The sequence below is a fragment of the Paenibacillus sp. FSL H3-0469 genome, from assembly GCF_038051945.1.
Lineage (GTDB): Bacteria > Bacillota > Bacilli > Paenibacillales > Paenibacillaceae > Paenibacillus_AQ.
Genome location: NZ_CP150302.1, coordinates 7,176,627 through 7,195,825, shown reverse-complemented (window position 1 = coordinate 7,195,825; position 19,199 = coordinate 7,176,627). Strand labels below are relative to the sequence as shown.

At 48.9% G+C, this 19,199-nt stretch carries 8 protein-coding genes; all 8 read right to left on the bottom strand.

What is annotated here, in order from left to right; all coding sequences use genetic code 11:
- Positions 1–30: 30 nt before the first annotated feature.
- A complete protein-coding gene (locus NSS83_RS31170) occupies positions 31–7,806 on the bottom strand; it encodes an S-layer homology domain-containing protein (protein ID WP_341347221.1) in 7,776 nt (2,591 codons plus the stop codon).
- Positions 7,807–7,833: 27 nt separating this feature from the next.
- Positions 7,834–13,350 (bottom strand): hypothetical protein, encoded by a 5,517-nt coding sequence (locus tag NSS83_RS31165; protein ID WP_341347220.1) that lies wholly within the window; start codon positions 13,348–13,350, stop codon positions 7,834–7,836.
- 371 nt (positions 13,351–13,721) lie between these two features.
- Positions 13,722–14,123 carry a DUF4279 domain-containing protein gene (locus tag NSS83_RS31160; protein WP_341347219.1) on the bottom strand — a complete coding sequence of 134 codons (402 nt, stop codon included), beginning with the start codon at positions 14,121–14,123 and terminating at the stop codon, positions 13,722–13,724.
- Positions 14,124–14,775: 652 nt separating this feature from the next.
- Positions 14,776–15,048 carry a hypothetical protein gene (locus NSS83_RS31155; protein WP_341186775.1) on the bottom strand — a complete coding sequence of 91 codons (273 nt, stop codon included), beginning with the start codon at positions 15,046–15,048 and terminating at the stop codon, positions 14,776–14,778.
- Between the two features lie 216 nt (positions 15,049–15,264).
- The gene (locus NSS83_RS31150) at positions 15,265–15,510 is read right to left on the bottom strand and encodes a hypothetical protein (protein WP_341186776.1); all 246 of its coding nucleotides are present in this window, start codon (positions 15,508–15,510) and stop codon (positions 15,265–15,267) included.
- Between the two features lie 201 nt (positions 15,511–15,711).
- Positions 15,712–16,188, bottom strand: coding sequence for an SMI1/KNR4 family protein (locus NSS83_RS31145; protein ID WP_341186777.1), 477 nt, complete (start codon positions 16,186–16,188; stop codon positions 15,712–15,714).
- Between the two features lie 92 nt (positions 16,189–16,280).
- Positions 16,281–16,772: an Imm6 family immunity protein gene (locus NSS83_RS31140; protein WP_341186778.1), complete on the bottom strand. Its 492-nt coding sequence runs from the start codon at positions 16,770–16,772 to the stop codon at positions 16,281–16,283.
- Between the two features lie 15 nt (positions 16,773–16,787).
- On the bottom strand, positions 16,788–18,953 hold the full coding sequence (locus tag NSS83_RS31135) for a hypothetical protein (protein ID WP_341347218.1): 2,166 nt from the start codon (positions 18,951–18,953) through the stop codon (positions 16,788–16,790).
- Positions 18,954–19,199: the final 246 nt, after the last annotated feature.

Here is a 19,199-nt window from a genome sequence, read left to right as displayed (position 1 = left end):
CCCGCTTGCGAGCGAACGGGCACATCCTTGTTATTGCTTGGCTGTAATGAACTGATCAAGCCGGATGGCAATGGCTGCCGCCTGTTCACGCGTAAGCGGACTTGACGGGTTCACCTGGTTGCCTTCCCCGAGAATAATGCCGTTCTTAATGCTCATTGCCACGGCTTGTCTTGCCCATGCCGGAACCTTGCCCTTGTCAGTGAAGCCGCTGAGGATCGAAGTGACTTCGGCCTCGCTGAGTTCACTGCCCGGATTGACCTGATTCAGCAATCTGCCGAGCATCGTCATTGCTTCAACTCTTGTCAGCGTATCCTTAGGCGCATATTTGCCGCCTTCAAGTCCGGTAACAATACCCAGTTCTGTGGCAATGGAGACGCTGCGGTTATACCAGCTGCTGGCGCTGACATCACTGAAGCCTGCCGAAGCTGCCTGCTTGTTCATGAGACCTGCAACGCGCAGCAGAATGGTTGGATATTCTGCCCGGGTCACTTTGCCTGCCGGATCGAACAGTTCCGCAGATTTCCCTAGCACGAACAGCTTGGAAGAAGCAGCAACGATACCTTCCTTACCCCAGCCTGAAGGCATGTCCTTGAAGGCCTTCTGGTTGCGGATGAAGAAAAGGCTGCCTTCGCCGGTCAGCTGTACATTCACGGCGGTGCCGCTTGCGTCCAGCTTCCACGGTACCGTTGTCCAGTTGCCGTCTTTATCCTTAAGCACCATAGCCGTAATTTCCTTGGCCGCAAGCGGCGCAGGTATCGCGATCTTGGCTGCAAGCGCCGGTGTCCAGCTGCTCTTCGGCAGATTAACGTTCACCGTTACACCTTGGCCTGCCGCCATCAGCGTGAAGCCTTGCTGATCGGCAATAGCCTTCATCGCCTGCTGGTCAGCCGTGCTATTACCGCCAATGCCGATAGTAAGTCCGGCGGTTACACCTGCAAGATTCTCAGGAGCAATGACCAGTTGGCCCATAGGAACTTCAATCACAATCTTCTTCTTCGCAGTCAGCTGCTGCTGAACCACACTCTGGTCTACACGGATACTGAATGCTTTGGCATTCGGATCGGTGGAGCTTACTGTGAGGTCACTGCCTGCTACAGCTTCTTTATCCGTAATCCGGACGATAGCTGTAAGTCCATCCCACTCCGCTGTTACGGCCTGGCCGTTGACGGTAATCTGGGCTGCCTGTTCCGGTGCTTGTTCTTCAACAACTCCCGGTACGGCACCTCCGCCGCCACCGCCAGCGCCACCACCACCGCCTGAACCGCTGCTGGTCCAGACCGATGCTGCTACAGTGCCGGAAGCTTTAACCAGCTTGTCCACTGAGGTACGCTTAGCCAGCACAATGGTAGCACCCGGATGAGCGGATACGATACCATCGAGCGGAAGCAGACTCCATGAGCTTACATTATCTTTATACTTCAGTACTTCAGGACTTGACGAGAAGACCTTGTAAGCGATCTGCTGTCCAGTCATATCTCCGGCGGCAGTCACTGTGATCTTCGTGTGGTTGCTGTCTCCGCTGATTGGAGAGGATACGGCTTGCACAGTACCCAATTCATTCGAATCCGGAACAGCTACGGTTGCCGCAAGCATGCCCTTAAGCGTTACACCCTCGGACACCTTATACTCTGCCTCAATCAGACTGGAGCCGGTAGTAAGTGCCGTGACATTGCCTTTGGCTGACAGGGATACCGCATCACCTACAGCAACTTGATAAGTCAGGTTATCCAGATCCTTACCGGTTACCGGCTCTTCCTTGAATTTCGGCTTGCCATTGTCATCCTTGCCATCCGAGACCTTGAGATAAGCCTGGATCTTGTCCATATCTCCTGGCTCAAGATTCTTAGCCGATCTCTTGAGAACAAGAGCAACCGGTACTTTGAAGCCGGCATTCGTAATATCCACAACCGCTGTGTTCTGATTGCCCGCTTCGTCCTTAGCCACAATGCTGAGGGCTACGGAAGGGTCAGCCGAGTTAATCTTCACAGTTCCGTTGAAATCACCGTTTAACGAGTCCACGGTAAGCGGAGCAGAAATCTCAACATCCTTGGATTTCCCGTCCGGCTGTAACTGGCTCACAGTATACACTGCGCTCAGCTTGGTTCCTGTAGTCGTAGTTCCTGCTACACGAATCTCACCATTCGCCGTCCGTTCACCCGTTACCGGCTCTGTGAGATACAGCACCGGTGCGATTGTATCTACCGTCAGATACAGCATGGTTACTGAAATATCCTTAGTTGCCGTATTTCTGGCCCTGAGTTCAATCGCATACGGCCCGTCCGTCTGGAACTGGTCGAGATTCAGTATGCCTTCGCTTCCGCCGCCAGCCTTGTTCGTCAAGGCCAATGTAGCGATAGATTTGTCAGCATAGAAGGCTTCCACCGTCACATTGGACTGTTTGGAAGAGAGCGTCAGCTTCTGCTTCGTTTCATTCGTTAACAGGTTCACGTAGTTCCCGGAGGAGGCATCTACCGTCCCCGATGAACTCAATACCGTCAGATCCGGCAGTTTCGGAGTCGGCAGCAAGGTGCTGCTGCTGTCCCGCCGCTCGGCATAATGATAGTTCTGATGCTTGTCGGCATCCTCGGTTGGAACCGTTGCGGAAGTAACGCCGATGACGTACTTCTTATCCACCTGCAAGCCGACGTATTTCACCTTGCTCAAATCAATCACTGAGCCTTCAAGGCTGCCCTTGTAGACTTCATCTGTTGTAGAGACAGCCTTCCAGCCGCCGATCAACAGACCTTCGTATTTGCCTGTGGATGCATTCCAGTAAGGCTTAAGCTCCTGTTCGGTATACAAAAGCTCTCCAAACGGAGCATATTCACTCACTTTGCCTTCAGCATCCAGTTTCGCATCGACCACGTAGCTGTGCTCGTAGCCGCTGTGTCCCGATTTCTTCGCTCCCGGCTTGAAGGAGAGTGAGAACAATCCGTTGCCGGCAGGCTCAACAATGACATCACTGACACTCTGCGGTGCCAGCGGATCAATGATCTCAAAACGCTGCGGAGAAGTCTTCGTCCCGAAGTTCGAGCTGGATTTCAGTTCGGCACGCAGGTAGTAGTTGCCTTGTCTGAGCAGCCCGCGGATATCCTCGGGATTGCCCATCAGTGTTACATTGGTGACATCGATCACTTTGCTGCCGCTTGTGATTCCACCGCTAACCGAGCCGCCAGAGGCGACCGGTACATCCTTGGCGATCAGCATACCCGGATCACCCGTCTGCAGAATCTCTTGACCATTCAGCATTTCCTTGCGGTTCGTCACCGCATCCTCAGCCAGATACAGATTGACTGTATCGCCTTCAGCTGCGTTAGCCACTTTCCAGGAGGCTGTGAACATATTCGCATTCGAGCTGTCCTTCGCCAGGTTGACTTCACCCAGAGTTGGCAGAGTAGGAACGTTGAGCAGCTTGGTATCAACAGCCGAGACGGCTGTCAGCTTCCAAGTGCCGCCCTTTGTGGCTTCATTCTCAGGAATAATGATATATGCTCTGCGAATGTCCACTTCACTGCTGAGTTTGGAACCATTGTCCGTTTTATAGCTTGCAGGAATATATTGTGTAAAAGCATTTGCCGTAGGATCAGTGTTCGTGTTATCGAATTTCACCGGATAAAGTTTACCTGATGCATCCTGCAGCTTGAATTCCGGCATGTCCTTGCTGCTGTACTCCATCTCAATGATGGCATTGCCGGCTACGCCGTCCATTGGAATCTCATGGATTCTGCCGCCGTTCTTGACCGTAATGCCGCCTACGCCGACATTGATGGATCCGTTCTCTACATATTTGACGCCCTCTTCTACCTCACGGTAGATAATTTCCTGATTCTCATCCTCGGTAGCTACCTTGGATGTGGCCAGCGTCTGCACCCCTGCACCAATCACCATCAGGCGCGGTCCAAGCTCAGGATCATCCACCACCAGATGGATCATGCCTTCCGGCAGCTGATCGGTCGAAGTGCCGAATTCGATGCCTCCACTCCAGTAATAGGTGATGCCTAAGGAGATTAACAGAATACCGATGCTGCCCCAGACCTTGTCATTGTTGACGCCAAGGAACATACTGGACAGCGGCATGCCGCCGACAACCGGCACATCGTTCGGAATCTGCACCTTGGAGCTGATATAGCCTTCAAAATCCGTGCGGTTCTTCTCCAGATTCTGTCCGACGAAGATACCCGCCTTCCCGATGATGATATCCCAGCCGCCGATATCCATCTCTGCTTCCACGCGCACGAACCATGGGGTTACCCATTGTGCTTCGAGCAGCGCTTTGGTCAGCATCGGAAGCCGGTCATCTTTCTCCGCATCGGCTTTGGCAGCGAAATCCAGCCTGCCTTCCACCTTAAGCCCGGTACGCTTCACCGTAAGATCTACATCCCCGAAGAAATACGCCGGAGCGATCCCGAACCGCATGCCCACACCTGCTTGAATCGTCAGCGGGAACGGATCTTCTGCCGTGCCGCCGGCAATAGTGTCCGCCAGTTCACGTACAGCACCCCGTATTGCTGTCAGGTACGTTGCACCCGTGACCAGAATACCCGGCTGCGGAAGCTCTGCCCCGAAGGCGATGACATCCGGAAGAATCCGGCCGTCTTTTACCTTCTTGAGCGAGAATTCAATTTCTACACCCATCATATTCTTCAGCTGTGCGGCGAACTCAAGGCCGTATTCATTGCCTACGCCTCCGCCCTGCACAGCGTGCTTGATTGTAACCTTGCCGCTTGGAGCATCCGGACCTTTTTTCTTGTCCGCGTCCTTCTTCTTATCCGGTCCGAACAAGCCCATCTCCTGATTGAGATCGAAGCCCAGAGAGGCATCGATGCCATAGAAGCCGGCACTGTTGAAAATGACATTCTTGATCTCGGAGTTAATGATCTTCAGGGACAACGAGCCGCCGAAGGAAATCCCATTCTCTCTAAGAATAAAGTCATTGAAGGAGAAGCCAAAGCCGTCAATGGAGAAGCTTGGTGCTCCGAACAGAGACTGCTTGTTGAAGTACACATCCTCAATCATAACCTGGCGCAGCGGATTCAATCTGTCGCCCACGCCGCCGACGGCCCATTTCAGACTGCCGTTCTGGCTGTCGTCTTCCGGATTGCCGTCATTGCCTTTCTCTTCCTTTTTATCATCATCTTTGCCTTTATCATCATCGTCTTCCTTCTCCTTAGGATCGAAGTCCTCTTCTCCAAGCGACTTGTTGAAGCCGTTGAAGAAGTCGAGCGTCCATTCGCCCTTATGGAACACAAACCCGCTGCTCGCTACGCTCAGCGTTCCTTCACCCTTAATGAACAGGGTATCCAGGAAAGGCAGATCGCCAGGAAGGGTGTTTCCGAAGATATCCAGCTTACCGCGTACAAAAGACAGGTCCTTACCTTTATAAGCTACAGCATCATTAATAATTGCCGGTTCTGTCTTGGTATCCACGATGACCTGCTCTTCGTCACCTGTGCCCACCTGCTTGATCATACCGCGGACAGTAACCAGAATCTCACGGTCGAATTCCGGGTCCTTGGCTTCCGCTTCTTCCTTGAATTCCTCAAAGTCCTCTTCTGTTGCAAACAGCTTGTAAGCATACATTGGAGTCTCCTTCAGCGCTTCATCATCCATGAATTCGCTGATATCGAATTTCGGATCAACTGCTTTGCTCGCTGCGCCGAACAATGCCTTGGTTTTCTTATATTCGGTAACAGCCTTGTACAGGAACGAACCGTCCTTGAAAGGCTTGTTCGGGAACAGAGAGTTCAGCTGATCCACCAGCTCATCCTTTACAGAAGCACCGTTCGCAAGGCCGCTGATATCCACAGCTTCCTTGTATACCGCCATTACTCCGGCTTCACGGATACGCGTGTCATTATTATCGGTGACCAGGAAGGATTGCGGAGTCGTCATATCATAGAGAGCCGCGACTTCCTCATCCCCGCCGGCATCGCCTTTGTAATCAATCTCCACCTGGTATTCACCGAGCGGCAATTCCGGTCCAAGCCCGGCTTCCAGCACATTGCCGCCTGAATCCACCTGGTCACCGCCGCGGTATGTAATCCGCATGGCGCCGGAGAATCCGTCATCGGTCGGCTGCATCACTACTGCATCCTGAACATTGACTTTGTACCGGTTACCGTCTGCCTTATTCTTGAGGTACAGGTCAAAGTTCGGAGCAGTCGTTGCATTGCCCGTATTGTAAGCTTCAATATTCGACAGATTGACCGTCAGATATTTCACATCTGTGCTATACAGCTCTGCTGGAGCGAGTGCATAGGAATACGTAGCTGTTGCTTCCCCCACCGGAGGCAGGAGAATGAAGTTGGTGCGGGTCGATTCATACTGGGCTTTGATGCCCTCATCCTTGACACCTTCGATTTTGCCTTGTGTTTCCGGGCTTCTCGCGGAGATCATATACTCCCGGGTAACCGGCCAAGGTCTGCCTTTGGCTTGAACACGGAAGGTCGCGGTAATCGCGTCACCCGGCTTGTACTTCGGCTCAATGCCCATCGCCGCTTCATCAGGTGTGGCTGATTTTTTGAACTCCAGCATTTTGCTGCGGGAATTCTCCAGGACCGGATTGCCACTGGCATCCTTAACATCCTGGCCCAGCTCATCCTGCCTGACGAAGCTGAGGCCACTCTCCAGTGTCATCTCCACTTCAATCTTGGAGTGCTCCATATTGTAGGCCTGCAGGTTCTCTACTTCGGCTGTAATCGTGAAGACTCCGTTGTCCTCATACTTCGATGCCACCGACTCGCCTGGCTCCAGCGGAGCCGTGGCTAACTGCTGAACCTGATCCACATAGCGGATCGAGAACACTTTATCCGGTGCAGTAAGTTCACCGAGCCCATATACAGTCTCGAAGCTCTGGAAGCCTCCAGGAGCCAGCTTCTCCGGGTTCCAATAGAAGGCAACGGCGGAATCCGCCGTACCGAAATCATTGGTATCTCTGGTGAAGTCGAGGTTGGGATGTATTTTATAATCCCATTTCGTATTCGCCAGGCCATTCCAGTGCCCGACGATCATCTCATCCACAATATTAATATTCTGTTCAGCAAAGTTATTAAAACCATAGGCTACCACATTGGTTGCCTGAGGATTCGTCAGATCCAGCTTGTCGCGCATGACCCAATAAGCAGGAATCTTGAAGTAAGCTCTATCCTCAAAAGGAATGCCCGGATCGTCCTCCGGATTATGCACCAGCTTCCGCTCTACCTGCAGCGGTGACTTGTAGGCTGTGCCAATCTGGAACTGTGGTCCGTCGTTACCGCCGACCATCGTATCCAGCAGAATCCGGCTGCCGATCTGCACCTGCGCCCCGCTCTTGTTATTCACTTCATAGCGGATATTGACATTACCTGAATTCACGGCATCCTTACTGTCGGTGTAGAGCATCAGAATCTGTTTGATCTCTACGCCCTTCATCTTCCAGATCATCTCCAGCTGCTTGGTGCCGTTAGAATTCTCCACCACTTTAGGTGCAGTAGTCTCTGAATAATGGCTGCTGTCGAACTTGTATTTATTGCCGTAAATATAATCCGTTCCGTCGATCCGGAACGTCGTGAACGACGTCTCCGGGTCATCCCCCTGGAACAGCAGATTAACATTATTGTCGTTCTTGCGGATCGGTTGACCCTCTACAGTGCGAATACCGTAGCGGCCTGTTTCGTTATCCACAGTGACCTTAATAAACTCATTCTGGATCATGGTTGTCTTGGTACTGCTGGCCGCCTCAACGAGAGCATGGAAGCTCTCGGAGGTGGACAGAAATACCATAATTAAGGTGAGCATTACCGCTACTGTGCGTTTCAACAACTTCACCAAGTATTCCCCCTGTTCTTGTTTCAACTATTTCAGATTGCCGACAAAGAAGGTAGCAAATTCGCGGTCCCGCTCCTGGGTTCTCACCACAATGGTGTACCAGCCTGTTTTCGGGAAGGTGACCTTGAAATTACTGCTCACCAGCTCAGCATAAGTCAGCTTCTGCTTCACCAGCTTCAGCTGTCCTTCGCGGTACAGACCAGGGTAATACAGAATGTCGAACGTTCCTGCCTGATTGACCTTGTCTACTCCGCCTACCTTCATCAGGTTGAAGCCGGATACCTTGAAGGTAATGGTGTTGGTATTGAACAATGCGGATTCGCCGGATGAAGCCGAGATTAAGGTATCGTTACCGAACACCAGCAATCCGCCGTCCTTCACGACTACCACATCCTGATAGACCACCGTCTTATTGCCTACCTGGTCAACCGCTGTATACGTAACGCGCTGACGTCCAAGCTTGCTCAGATCCAGTCCGCTGACCGATACTTTCACGTTAGCTTCAGCCGACACATTATCGGAAACGGTGAAGCCCCCGAGATCGGTGCGGAAGTTAAAGTCCTTCTTGTTCTGGACAATCCCTACGGTTTCCTTGTTCAGTGTCAGCTCAGGTGCCGTGTTATCAAGTCCGGCAATGGTTACCGGAACCTTGTTCACATTGCCCAGCAGATCTGAGATGGCAATGACCGCTGAACCGCTGCTCTCAAAAGCACGCGAGTAGCTGTACGTTCCATCCGCTTTACTGATCTGGTTCGTATAGGCGGCTCCGTCTGAAATAGGTCTTACGCCTGAGAACATGTGGTTAGGGGCAGCAACTGTGCCGCTAAGCGTAACCTTCAATTTGCCTTTGGCAACTTTCTGTCCGCTGATGGTCACAATCTGATCGGCCGGAACCGCTTTGCCTTCGGCATCTACAAAGGTATAGGACACTTTGTCCGGTACCGGCGGCGCAGAGAGGATATTGGTTACCTTCTCTTTAATAACTGTTGTATTGCCGTACACATCCGTCACAGTGAATGAAGCCGTTCCATTCTCCATGAGTGTAATGCTCTTATCGGCACTGATAATGTTGAACGCTTTAGCCGAAGCATCTGCTTTTTCTACCGTAACCGTAACCCCGGTAGAGAAAAGCACATTGCCGCTGTTATCCTTCAGGGTGCCGAAGGTTTGGCTTCCATTCTCGCCATATTGGTAGGAACGGACTACTTTTACCCTTGGCACTTCCTTGTTAATGTTCGCAACCGTAGCTTTAACCTTATTGATATTTCCGGCTGCATCCTTAATTTCAAATTCGAATTCGCCATTCTCCGTGAAGGTGTAGGCCGTCTTGCCGCCATTGTTCACAACCGTCACCGGCTCAGAGGTGCTCTGAAGAAGGGCAACCACATTACCGTTCGTGCTCTCCATGTATGAATATTCAATGGTCCCTTCGGGAGCAGTACCGTCAATATTCTTCACGACCAGATACAGAATATCTGTCCGGTCCGGATCACTAAGATCGGTCAGATCGAAGCTGTAGTAGCCATTCTCATAGATCTTGAATGAATTCCCTGTCCGCACAGGTACCGAGGGATTAATCTTCGATGGCATGACGCGGATACCCGGCGGGACCGTGATCTCAATGTCTGCACCCACCTTGGCATTGACTGGGCTGTTCACGCTGAGTGAAGCAAGCGCATAGACCGGCTGCAGGCTGGTGGACGCTCCATCGATATCAAGCTTGGCCGCTTTGCTGATGAGACCGCCAGGCGTTCTGTACTTGACCCATACCTGAACCTCCTCAGGCTTACTCGTCGGAACCTTCACGGCTACGAAGTTGGTGTAAGGCTTCCAGTTCAGCCAGCTCACACCGTTATCCGGTGACACTGAATATTCATAACCGGTCTTGTCCTCTGTTTCGAGGCTAAGCTTCACAATGGCCGTGTAGCCGTCCACTGTATCACCGGACAGATAGATTAGAGAAGACTTGGCATCCGACACCGGCGCATCCGGCTTGGTCGTTGCCGAGACCTTGAAGGTTCCTGCACTTGCCTTGATCGTGCTGTTGCCAGCTCCGTCAACCGCGAGTACATATAAGCGGAACTCAGAGATTTCTCCCGATTTCAGCGAGTTGTCGTCAATGGATACCGAGCCGCCTGCCGGGACGTCTTTCCATTCTGTGGAAGACTCGTCAGGCACTTTTGCACCTGCATCTTGTCTGACCCATTGATACTTGCTGACCAGTCCTGTTTTGCTGTAGAACTCTGACACACTAATCTTCGTCTTCTGCAGCGGCAGCGGGTATGCAACACTATCAGGGCTGAAATACACTACCGGTGCTTCATTGTCAAAATAATAAGCCTTCGAATAGTAGTACGTTTTGTCGCTGTGCTTCACCATCAGATGAATGTATTGCGTTCCGTTCAATACTGTTTTAGCAGCAGGAATGTCATAGCTGTAAGTGGCTTCACTTACAGAAGCGCCAAGGCCCTTGGCTGCCAGCTTGGCATCGGGGCTGACTTCTGGTGTCACTGAAGGCTCAGCACTGTTATCCGGTGCCGGTGTCTCTTCCGGTTCAAGCGGCGTCAGTGAAGGCGCTTCTGGCCCGGAGGACAGGAATTTCATAAGGGCCACCGGCCCGATGCTTGCTGTAACTTCCGGTGTGGCCGGAGGACTTGGCTCTGTAGGAGCACCAGACGCTTCCGGTTCCGATCCGTCTTCAATTAAGCTTTTCTCAGACAGTGGGGACATGCCGGATGACTTGGAGACCTCCAGTCCGGTAAATTTACTATCATTATCTGGACGAAGAGAGCTGTCGCTGATGGCATAGCCCACATAATCCGGATGCACACCGCTGATCCGGAACGTAACATCATGACTTTTCACATAGTTAGGATTGGCTTCCGGTGTGAACTCTGTCGGAATAGCCGCCTCAGAACTTACAACCACCGCTCTTTCCTGCGGTGTCTTGATCGTCTCATTGCCCGCTTTATCCAGTGCCTTCAGATAGAGCCAGTACGAGCCGTCCTCATCAATATCCTCATAGGTAGACCGGGTTACGGTCGAACCGGTATATGGCGCATCCGCCCACTTCCCGCTGGCCGGGAAATCCCCGTCCTTCACCCATTGGTACTGCACGCTGCTGACTCCACTATGAGGGTCATTCACCAGAGCCTGTACCGTAGCGGTATCCTCTCCGGCCAAGGTAATGGCAGGTCCCTGGTTATCCAGCTTCAGCACACCTACTTCATGCGTCCAGTTGGAATCGTCATTCTTGAAATCTTCAAGCGGCCAGACACTCAGATCACCGTATTGTCCAACAGCCGCGAGCGCCTGATTATCGGCATAGAAGATTTTATCTGCCTTGGAACCCGGTGCTTCTTCTATCCAAGCGTCATACTGCGCCTGATGGGTATTCTTGTAAATGTCTTTCTTCTTATGCTGCATCAATTCTCTGGCAGAATCCCAAGACATATCGGCAGTCCAGGTGTGCAGATACCACTCGCCGCTGTTCCCTTCCTCGAAGGCTTCCGCCGGAGGAGCAAGCAGGTTCGTCTTGTTATTCACTACCGACAGCTCTATATTCTCGAATTCTCCGGGATACAGCTCATCCGACGGCTGCTTGGCGGAGAGTGCATAACGCTTAAGGGCTGCGTAATGGTCTCCGGCTACACCGGCGAACGGATCAGCCTTATCCTGGCTCCACCAGTAGTACACCAGACCTACCGAAGGTGAGGCTTCCGCACTCATATTGGAAGGGCGGTAGATCCCGCGGCTCGGCCGCTCTGTTCCACGGTCAGCTACAGTAGGATCAAGATGCGGTACTTTAATGGAAGGATCGTTGGCGTCAATCGTAACTTTTCCTTTTTTGGCATAGGTTGTATCGGTTGCTCCGCCTGTCTCGAACCGGTACCCGATCACCGGCTCTGTGTTGTCGATGAACAGGTTCGCCCAGTCAATCTTGGAGTTGGCGAGTGAAAAGTCACTGCCGTAAGGATTAATTTTTTCTTCGTGTACTCCATCGAAGTTAGCAGGCTGAATCATCAGGTTGCCTGCGTAATCCTGAATGACATCGGTATCCATCTGGATCGGCTCGCTGCCGCCCTTGGCATCATTAGATATGGCTACGGCCTTAAGCAATGGGGTTTCCACCGTTTTGCCGTCAGGCACGGTCATGCGGAAGGTCCAATTTTTTGTATTCCTGCCTATAACATAATAGGCTTTCATTCCGTTATTGAAGAGGATGAAGGTTTTCTTCTCATCCCAGCCGGTTTTGGCAATCGCCTCTTCGGTCATCTGCAGGGTGAAGTCAATGACATCTCCCTTGTTGAGCGTAACCCCGGTCAGAATCTCCGGCTGAATGCCGTTCGCGGTCTTGGAATACTTCGGACGCACAGCATCGACAATGACGCGGTATCCGCCCCGGTCGAAGTCAAACGGGTTCCCGGCTTTGCGCTCCACCCAGGAATTGCTGCCGCTGCTTGGCACAGCGTTGAGATTGAAAACCGCTTTATTGCCCGCTGCATCACTGAGCACGGCTTCTTTCAATTTATTCTCCAGCGACAGATCCATCTGCGCACCGCCGGTGGTTCCCCCGGTAATTAACGGTCTCAGCGGAAGATTGCTGCTGTTATGGAAAGGAACTCCCGTATATCTGTAGGCAATTTTTTTCTGGTAGGAATTAAGAGTCTTTGCATTAAAAGATATATTCTGCAGATACTGCTGCTGTCCGGCCGCTGGCAATCCAGTATCCGGATCATTAATGAACAGCTTATGCCGCAGGAAATAATCAGAATTTGCCTCCACCACCGTGCTCGGTCTGACCGGCTCGCTGAAGTTGTAGCTGAGCGTGATGTTCTCGTCTCTTTTGACATACAGCTCTTTCTGGTTAATATTCTCATTGAGCCGTTCTGCACCATTGCCGGTAAAGGTATAGTTATCAATCACCGGACGCTTGAGGTCCTGGAACTTGAGGTAGAATCCGCGTACACCGGCTGCTTCACCGTCGTCATCGCCTTCGCCCCAGACCCTAATGTTAATAACAGAATCAGGTTTGATGATGGCCTTGGCAGATTTGTTATACCGCTGGCTGCTGCCGGTTCGTTCATTAATAATATCTTTTCCGTCAATGTTTACTGTAATTTCAGAATGGCGTGTCCATATGAAGCCGGAGTGACGCCGTAGCACGGCAAACCCTGTAAGCATCTCGGCATGCCCGCTCTCAGCCATATTTTTTAGAATCGGATTGTCTGCTACCTTAACCTGGAATCGAACCGTGGTCTTTTTATCATTGACACCAGCAAAAATATCACCCTTGGCCCAATCATATTGGGCATTTGCACTTGTCTCTGTCTGCTTGAAGCCTTCCACCTGATTATTGTAAAAGTTAATAAACGTATTATCTGCGGGGTAGGACAGATTTCCTACATGGGCTCCACTCTTGAACGTAACCTCATAATCATTCCCCGCTGCCTCTGCCAGGCCGCTAAAGGAACTGGGTATTAACGATAGCAACATACTAAGAATTAAACTTAGCGAGGTATATCTCTTCAATCTCCTGCTCATTAACAATTGGTGCTCCCCCTTATTCGTTCATCATTTCCTGTCCGGCATGCAGCAAGCTTCGCTGTAGTCTAAGATTCACTCCCTATGCTTCCGCATTCTCCTTTCGCCCTGCCCTCCCGTGGACAAAAAATACTAGTTATAAACTACCTATTTTTTCATATCTGCATTTATTCTATCAGGCCGCTCTAAACAAACTCTTAACAATTCTCGACAAAAGCTGCGTCAAATGCCCCGAAATAGGGTTAATATACTCGAAAAACGAAAAAAGTCCTGAATTTTTATGAGCAAATGTCTGAAAACAAAAAAAACCGCACTGAGAGTGGCTCAGTTGCGGTTGAGAATTGGTTACCTTTGTTATGGGTTTCGACAAGTTACTCTACCATACCAAATGATAATATATGAAAAGCCATACCGACTCCTAAAACTGTTAACTTTGTAAGCATTTCATTTGAAAGTGCAAAACCCATCTGACCATAATCTGATCTCATAAAACAATTGATCCTTACTTCGTCATACTCATCTATCATTTCAGTAATTGTTTTTAAGTTCGGAGTTAATTGCTGAAGAAGAAGTTCAAGAATATCTTCCGGTTCACTTTGCTCTGATAGCTCTATCTCTAATTTCCATATGTCATAATGAGCTATCGAACTCCCTCCTATTCTGACAGGTTGCCCTTTTCTAATAGTAGAAGTTGGTGACAAGTGTAACTTGGTACTGATCCCGTCAAAATCTAAGTTATCACCACGAACGATGAACGAGAAACTTCCTTTCACATAGCTCACCACCTGTTATCTTGCAAATTCTCCAGACGAATACCAAAGGTTTGAAAAGCTTTCTTAAGATCCTCTTCCTCGTCTTTCCCCCATTGAAAAATGAAGTTTATCAGAGCAATTGCTCACAGCTTATCTGTTCAACCTGCAGACCTCTGAAGACGGGTAATATTCTGTCCAGATACCAGCTAAAATCAGTGATGTCGGTATCATCTTTTATTATCATTTTCTTTCTTGCTATCGATAGACTAAACATGAATTGCTTCTTATTAAAATAAGCAGCTCACAGCCAACCTCAGAATCTGTCCGCATTAACTCAATTCCGATAATCTCATTTCTTGTCCGCTTTTCCTTGAACAGTTCAAAAAGGTTGCCTTTATTTATCGTAAAGGAAGTCCAATTGTATTCACCATCATCTCCTAATGGCAGCACGACAACCTCGCCTTTGTTGTTTATGTAACTCCAACCTTCGTTTTCGAATTTCTGGAACAAATCGGTTAGCGATAGAATGGAGCTAGAGCGCTCACCCAAACGTATGCTTATTGAAGCCGATATCGAAATAGGGTTCTCCTCCTATTTATAAATTTATTTTTTCTCTCATTAAAGTAAAAAACAGCCCCCAGATCATCAATTCTGTGCTGCTTCTTTACATCAACTATTTTATTTTCTTTGGGGTAAGCTCTTCTGGTTTATAGTTCCACCAATTACTTTGTTCATAATAAATCGTTTTGGCCCAGTACTCTGGACCTTCATGAAATACAATATGATCTTCAGAAGTGTGATCCATTCCTTTCCAGTACAAGTTAATTCTTTGAAAAGCTTCATCTTCAGATATATTTGCAATATCCATCATAGTTAAAACAATATCAAGACAGTAGATCTCCGTTGTGATGCATGTTGGAAACTCCAATTGATTTTTGATCATCATAAACCTATGTTCCCCTCCTGCACACTCAACTTGCTCGCTGAAAAGAAAACCGCTGCGTCCCCATTAGTTTTTTGCCATTAACCATAATCATCTTATCTCTACGCATCCTTATAGGTGTATCCTCGTTAGATTCCAATACACAATCATAATCCAAAGCACGTTGAATGAGTTGTTTCATTTATACACCTGGGTAGCCCGCAACCTTGGTCATATATTTCAACCAATAACCTGAACATTTTGCATTTTTGTTTTTAGTGAATCTATACGAAGACTTAAGTCCTTAGCATCGGTAATTCCTAGCTCATCAACAAAATTATCAAAATCAAAAGACTTAATGATCTTATCAACTACCTCATACAAACATCGTCCTCCTGCTTGCACAGCTTTTAGGCCATCGTCAATTGAATGATTAAAGACCTCGGCAACATATTCAGTCAATTCGTTAAATTCCCATTCCTTCAAGTCCACGCCCCTTTCGAATTTTTTTTGCGGACAATTTATAGATAAGCGATGTATATTAGAGTTACAAAAAATTTTGAAAAATCGGTAAGTAAACAAAATAACAAAAGAACAGGTCAATTACGGTGGTATCTTACCATAATCAACCTGTTCAATGAAATGGATTACATAGGTTATTTTGTTATTGGTTAAATATTGGGTTCATTATTCGGTTAATATATTTAAAAACTCATCAAAGCTATTACTTGTAAAATAAGTTACAGGGTCTAAATCTGAAGATTCTTCATGATTCCAAACGCAAACAGATGGCTCTGTTTTATCAGTATTTCTATAGTCTAAACATACAAAATCACCTGCAAATAGAACAGCTATTGGTAATAACTCAGTACCTACTAAGTTTTCGTCTGCAACAATTCTCTCATCTAACTGGGTTCTAACTACTCCTATATCGTAGAATTCATCATCTCTCTCCCCGGTTACCTTCAAGATACATAAAAACCTATCAATGGCATAACTATGGTTGTTACACTTAAAACTATCTTTTACAGGAGAAGCACCATTAAATTTTTTAATAAATTCTTTATATTCATCCGGCAATTTAATTCTCCACTTATTTTCTTTTTCAGTCAGCAGAACATCATCCGGCAATGGATATATTATAGTTTCATCCTTAACTTCCATGTCTCTACCTCCTAAAAAATATTATCTCGGAGCGTCAGCCCACATACCTGCCGTCCGCTCCACAGATCATTGAGTATTCTCGCTTACTTCCATCACTTATTAAAATAAGTCACCATACCTTCTTTAGTGTAATTATCCGTATTCAGTACATGTCCAAAAAAGTCTTCCGCAATATCCTTATTCTCTGGATTAATACTATGGAATCGGTCTATGAAGTGAATAATTAATTCATCATCTACATTTTCAATCGGGGCAGGTAAGTATCTTGCACCTTCAAGAATATATGCTTGTTTGTTCACAAAAGAGACAGCATCTACAATGCAATCCCATTTCGCTTCATTTTCTTCATTTTCATCCATTTGCATGTCTATAAACAATCCCCCGAACTCTGTTCCATCATCTAATAACGTGTATATTTCATCCCCAGTAGGTATTTTTGATTCAAACCATCTCCAACAAATATCTAAAGCATTTCGAGCATCCTCAAAAAAACTGTTGTCACTTAACGATTGAACAATAAACTCACTTAGTCCTAAGTAAAATACTATTTTCTTATCAATCGGTAATATAGACCAATTATTCAAAGTAAGTACCTCCCTTTAATCGATTAGTTTTCCACCTTTAAGGGTGAACTTTAATTTACCAGCCAATTTTATGCCTTCTTCAACCTCTGAGGTCACTTTAATAATAAGATTTGGATACTTCTGCGACAACTGCATAAATATTCCCGGCTTAACATTAGGATTTGAAATCCCCTGTATACAAGCTGTACATACACCTTTACTGTTGGATTGATGGATATAGAAGGTCCCTCTAACTTCTTCTGGCTTAAGCCCAGCTTTTTCAACTGCGCCAACGAAATCATTTATTACTCCTTCTTCGGCATGCCTCGTAAATTGTGGACTTTTCCTCGGAGCTTGTATCGGTCTGTCTGGCATGATTTCATCTAAATCTGATAGCCCTGCTTCCTTTCTAACCATAGGCGAGCCACCTTCGAAAATCAAATCTTCAAGACCTTTTACATCCGTCTTACCAATGGCGATGGTTTCAGTCTCTGGGACATTCCATTTTTTTCTTAAATCACCCAAATCTTCTTTGCCAAGTTGGACCTTAGGTTTCCCCATACCCTCACTCCGCCACACCTGCCCCGGCACTTCCACCGGGCCCGGGCCGCCCGGCGTTGCTGGGATCAACCGGTTCGGGTAAGGGTTCATCCCTGGAAAATTCCAGTTTTCCAAAGCATCCGGCACTTTCTTCAACGCATCGGTCAGCGGGTCCATTACCGCGTCAGCCAGCTTGCCGACCACGCCGCTCTTGGCGATAGGTACGCCCGGGACGAGGATGGAAGCGGCGTTGCCGAGCATTTCGGCTTTTTGCTCCGGGGTGCCTTCATTGAAATTATGATACATGGCTTTGGCTGCATCCACCAGAACTTCGGGGTGATTGACGAGATAGTTCACCTTGTCGATCGTCTCCTGGGTCGTCTTCTCCGGGTCAATGACGAAGTCGAATGCGAACTTGGCGGTGTCCACCACCCCCATTACTGTAGATTCGATCAGACCGCCGACAAAGGCCCGGGTGACCTGATCGGCCTGCACCACTTTTTTGCGCCATTCGGTCATGCCGTACGTGTCTTCCAGCCAACCGTAATAGGCGGTGTACACGACTTCGGAATGTTTACTGGGATCATAGACCTTGTCCTTAAAATAGGTGAAGGTTGTCTCATTCTCTTTGTTCTTCGCTGTGATCGGCGTGCCGTCCGGCAACGTCATCGGCGGTCCATGGAGCCGCTTATACTCTGCCACCTGACGTTCCAACTCGCGAATCTGTTCCGATCTAATCACCGCTGCTTCAATGTCCTTATAATTACTCTTCGACCACGCGCGGTATTTCTCATTCACCAGCCCCAAGGCGATGGCGAACCGCAGTTCATCACTGGCTGGCACCGCCGATCCGTCCGTCAGCAGCGGGTTATACGTGCAGGCTGATAAGGGAGAACCTTTGTATTGCGTCCGCAGGTCGGTATTCACATAGAAGCCCGGGTCCACGCCCAGCTTCTGCAGCAGCTCCCGCTGGCGCTCCGCATGTTCATTCGCAGACTTCATATAGGCTTTGTTCCCGTACTTCTCATAGACAGAGTACGCCGCTTGACTCCGTCCGATCTCCCGCAACGCCTCCGCAATCTTGGACAATTGTTCCCGCGCCTGCTGCTGTTCGGCGGGACTTCCGGATTCTCTCTGCTGGAATAGTTCGGAGATGACTGCATCTGCTGCAAAAGCCTGCAATTGTCTGTCCACCGAAGCATCCCTGACGTTTCGCAGGAGATCCTGAATCATGCGACTAAGCTTCGGCGGATGACGAAGGACATCCTGAACACCACGCGCTGCCCGGTCTCGTATCCCTTGCAGCCATCGGCTGAACAGGCTGCCTGCCTGCTTCCAAGTGAAGGCCGGTGTAGACTTTAACAGACTCTGCGCTTTCGATTCTGCCGATTGATATTGCCCGGCTGCCCAGCTCAAGGCCGATTGCTTCCGTTCTAACCGGTCACTAAGCGATTGCGCCTCCCGTCCCAACTCCTGTAGCAACCGGATCGCCTCGCGGGAGGGAGACTGCACATAACTTTCCGGGTAAGCAGCCTGCACCGAACGGACCAAACCACCAACGTTTCTGTCCATACCGGTGACCTGCTCCTCCAGTATACGATTCAAGCGCTTCATTCCCTGCTCCAGTTCCAGCATCCGGCTTACATCCACCTGCTGTTGCATGATTCACCTCCTGAGTACAAATCCGCCGTCTAGTTATTCAAGTCGTCGAACATAGAGGCCCTTCACTGTGATGGTCATGCCGTCCAGTGCCGTGATGCCTTTGAAAAGAACTTATAAAGTATAGACCTTTATATCTAATATCACTGATAAAACAGGCCTGTCATGGTGGTATCTCACCATAATCGACCTGTTAAATGTAACGGAGTAGCATTATTCAGGGTAAAAATATTACATGGGTAATGTTGG

What these genes read in the sequence shown, in the direction of transcription:
- NSS83_RS31165 (WP_341347220.1), bottom strand. Translation starts at nt 13,350, where the DNA reads ATGAGCAGGAGATTGAAGAGATATACCTCGCTAAGTTTAATTCTTAGT.
- NSS83_RS31155 (WP_341186775.1), bottom strand. Translation starts at nt 15,048, where the DNA reads ATGATGATCAAAAATCAATTGGAGTTTCCAACATGCATCACAACGGAG.
- NSS83_RS31145 (WP_341186777.1), bottom strand. Translation starts at nt 16,188, where the DNA reads ATGGAAGTTAAGGATGAAACTATAATATATCCATTGCCGGATGATGTT.
- NSS83_RS31135 (WP_341347218.1), bottom strand. Translation starts at nt 18,953, where the DNA reads ATGCAACAGCAGGTGGATGTAAGCCGGATGCTGGAACTGGAGCAGGGA.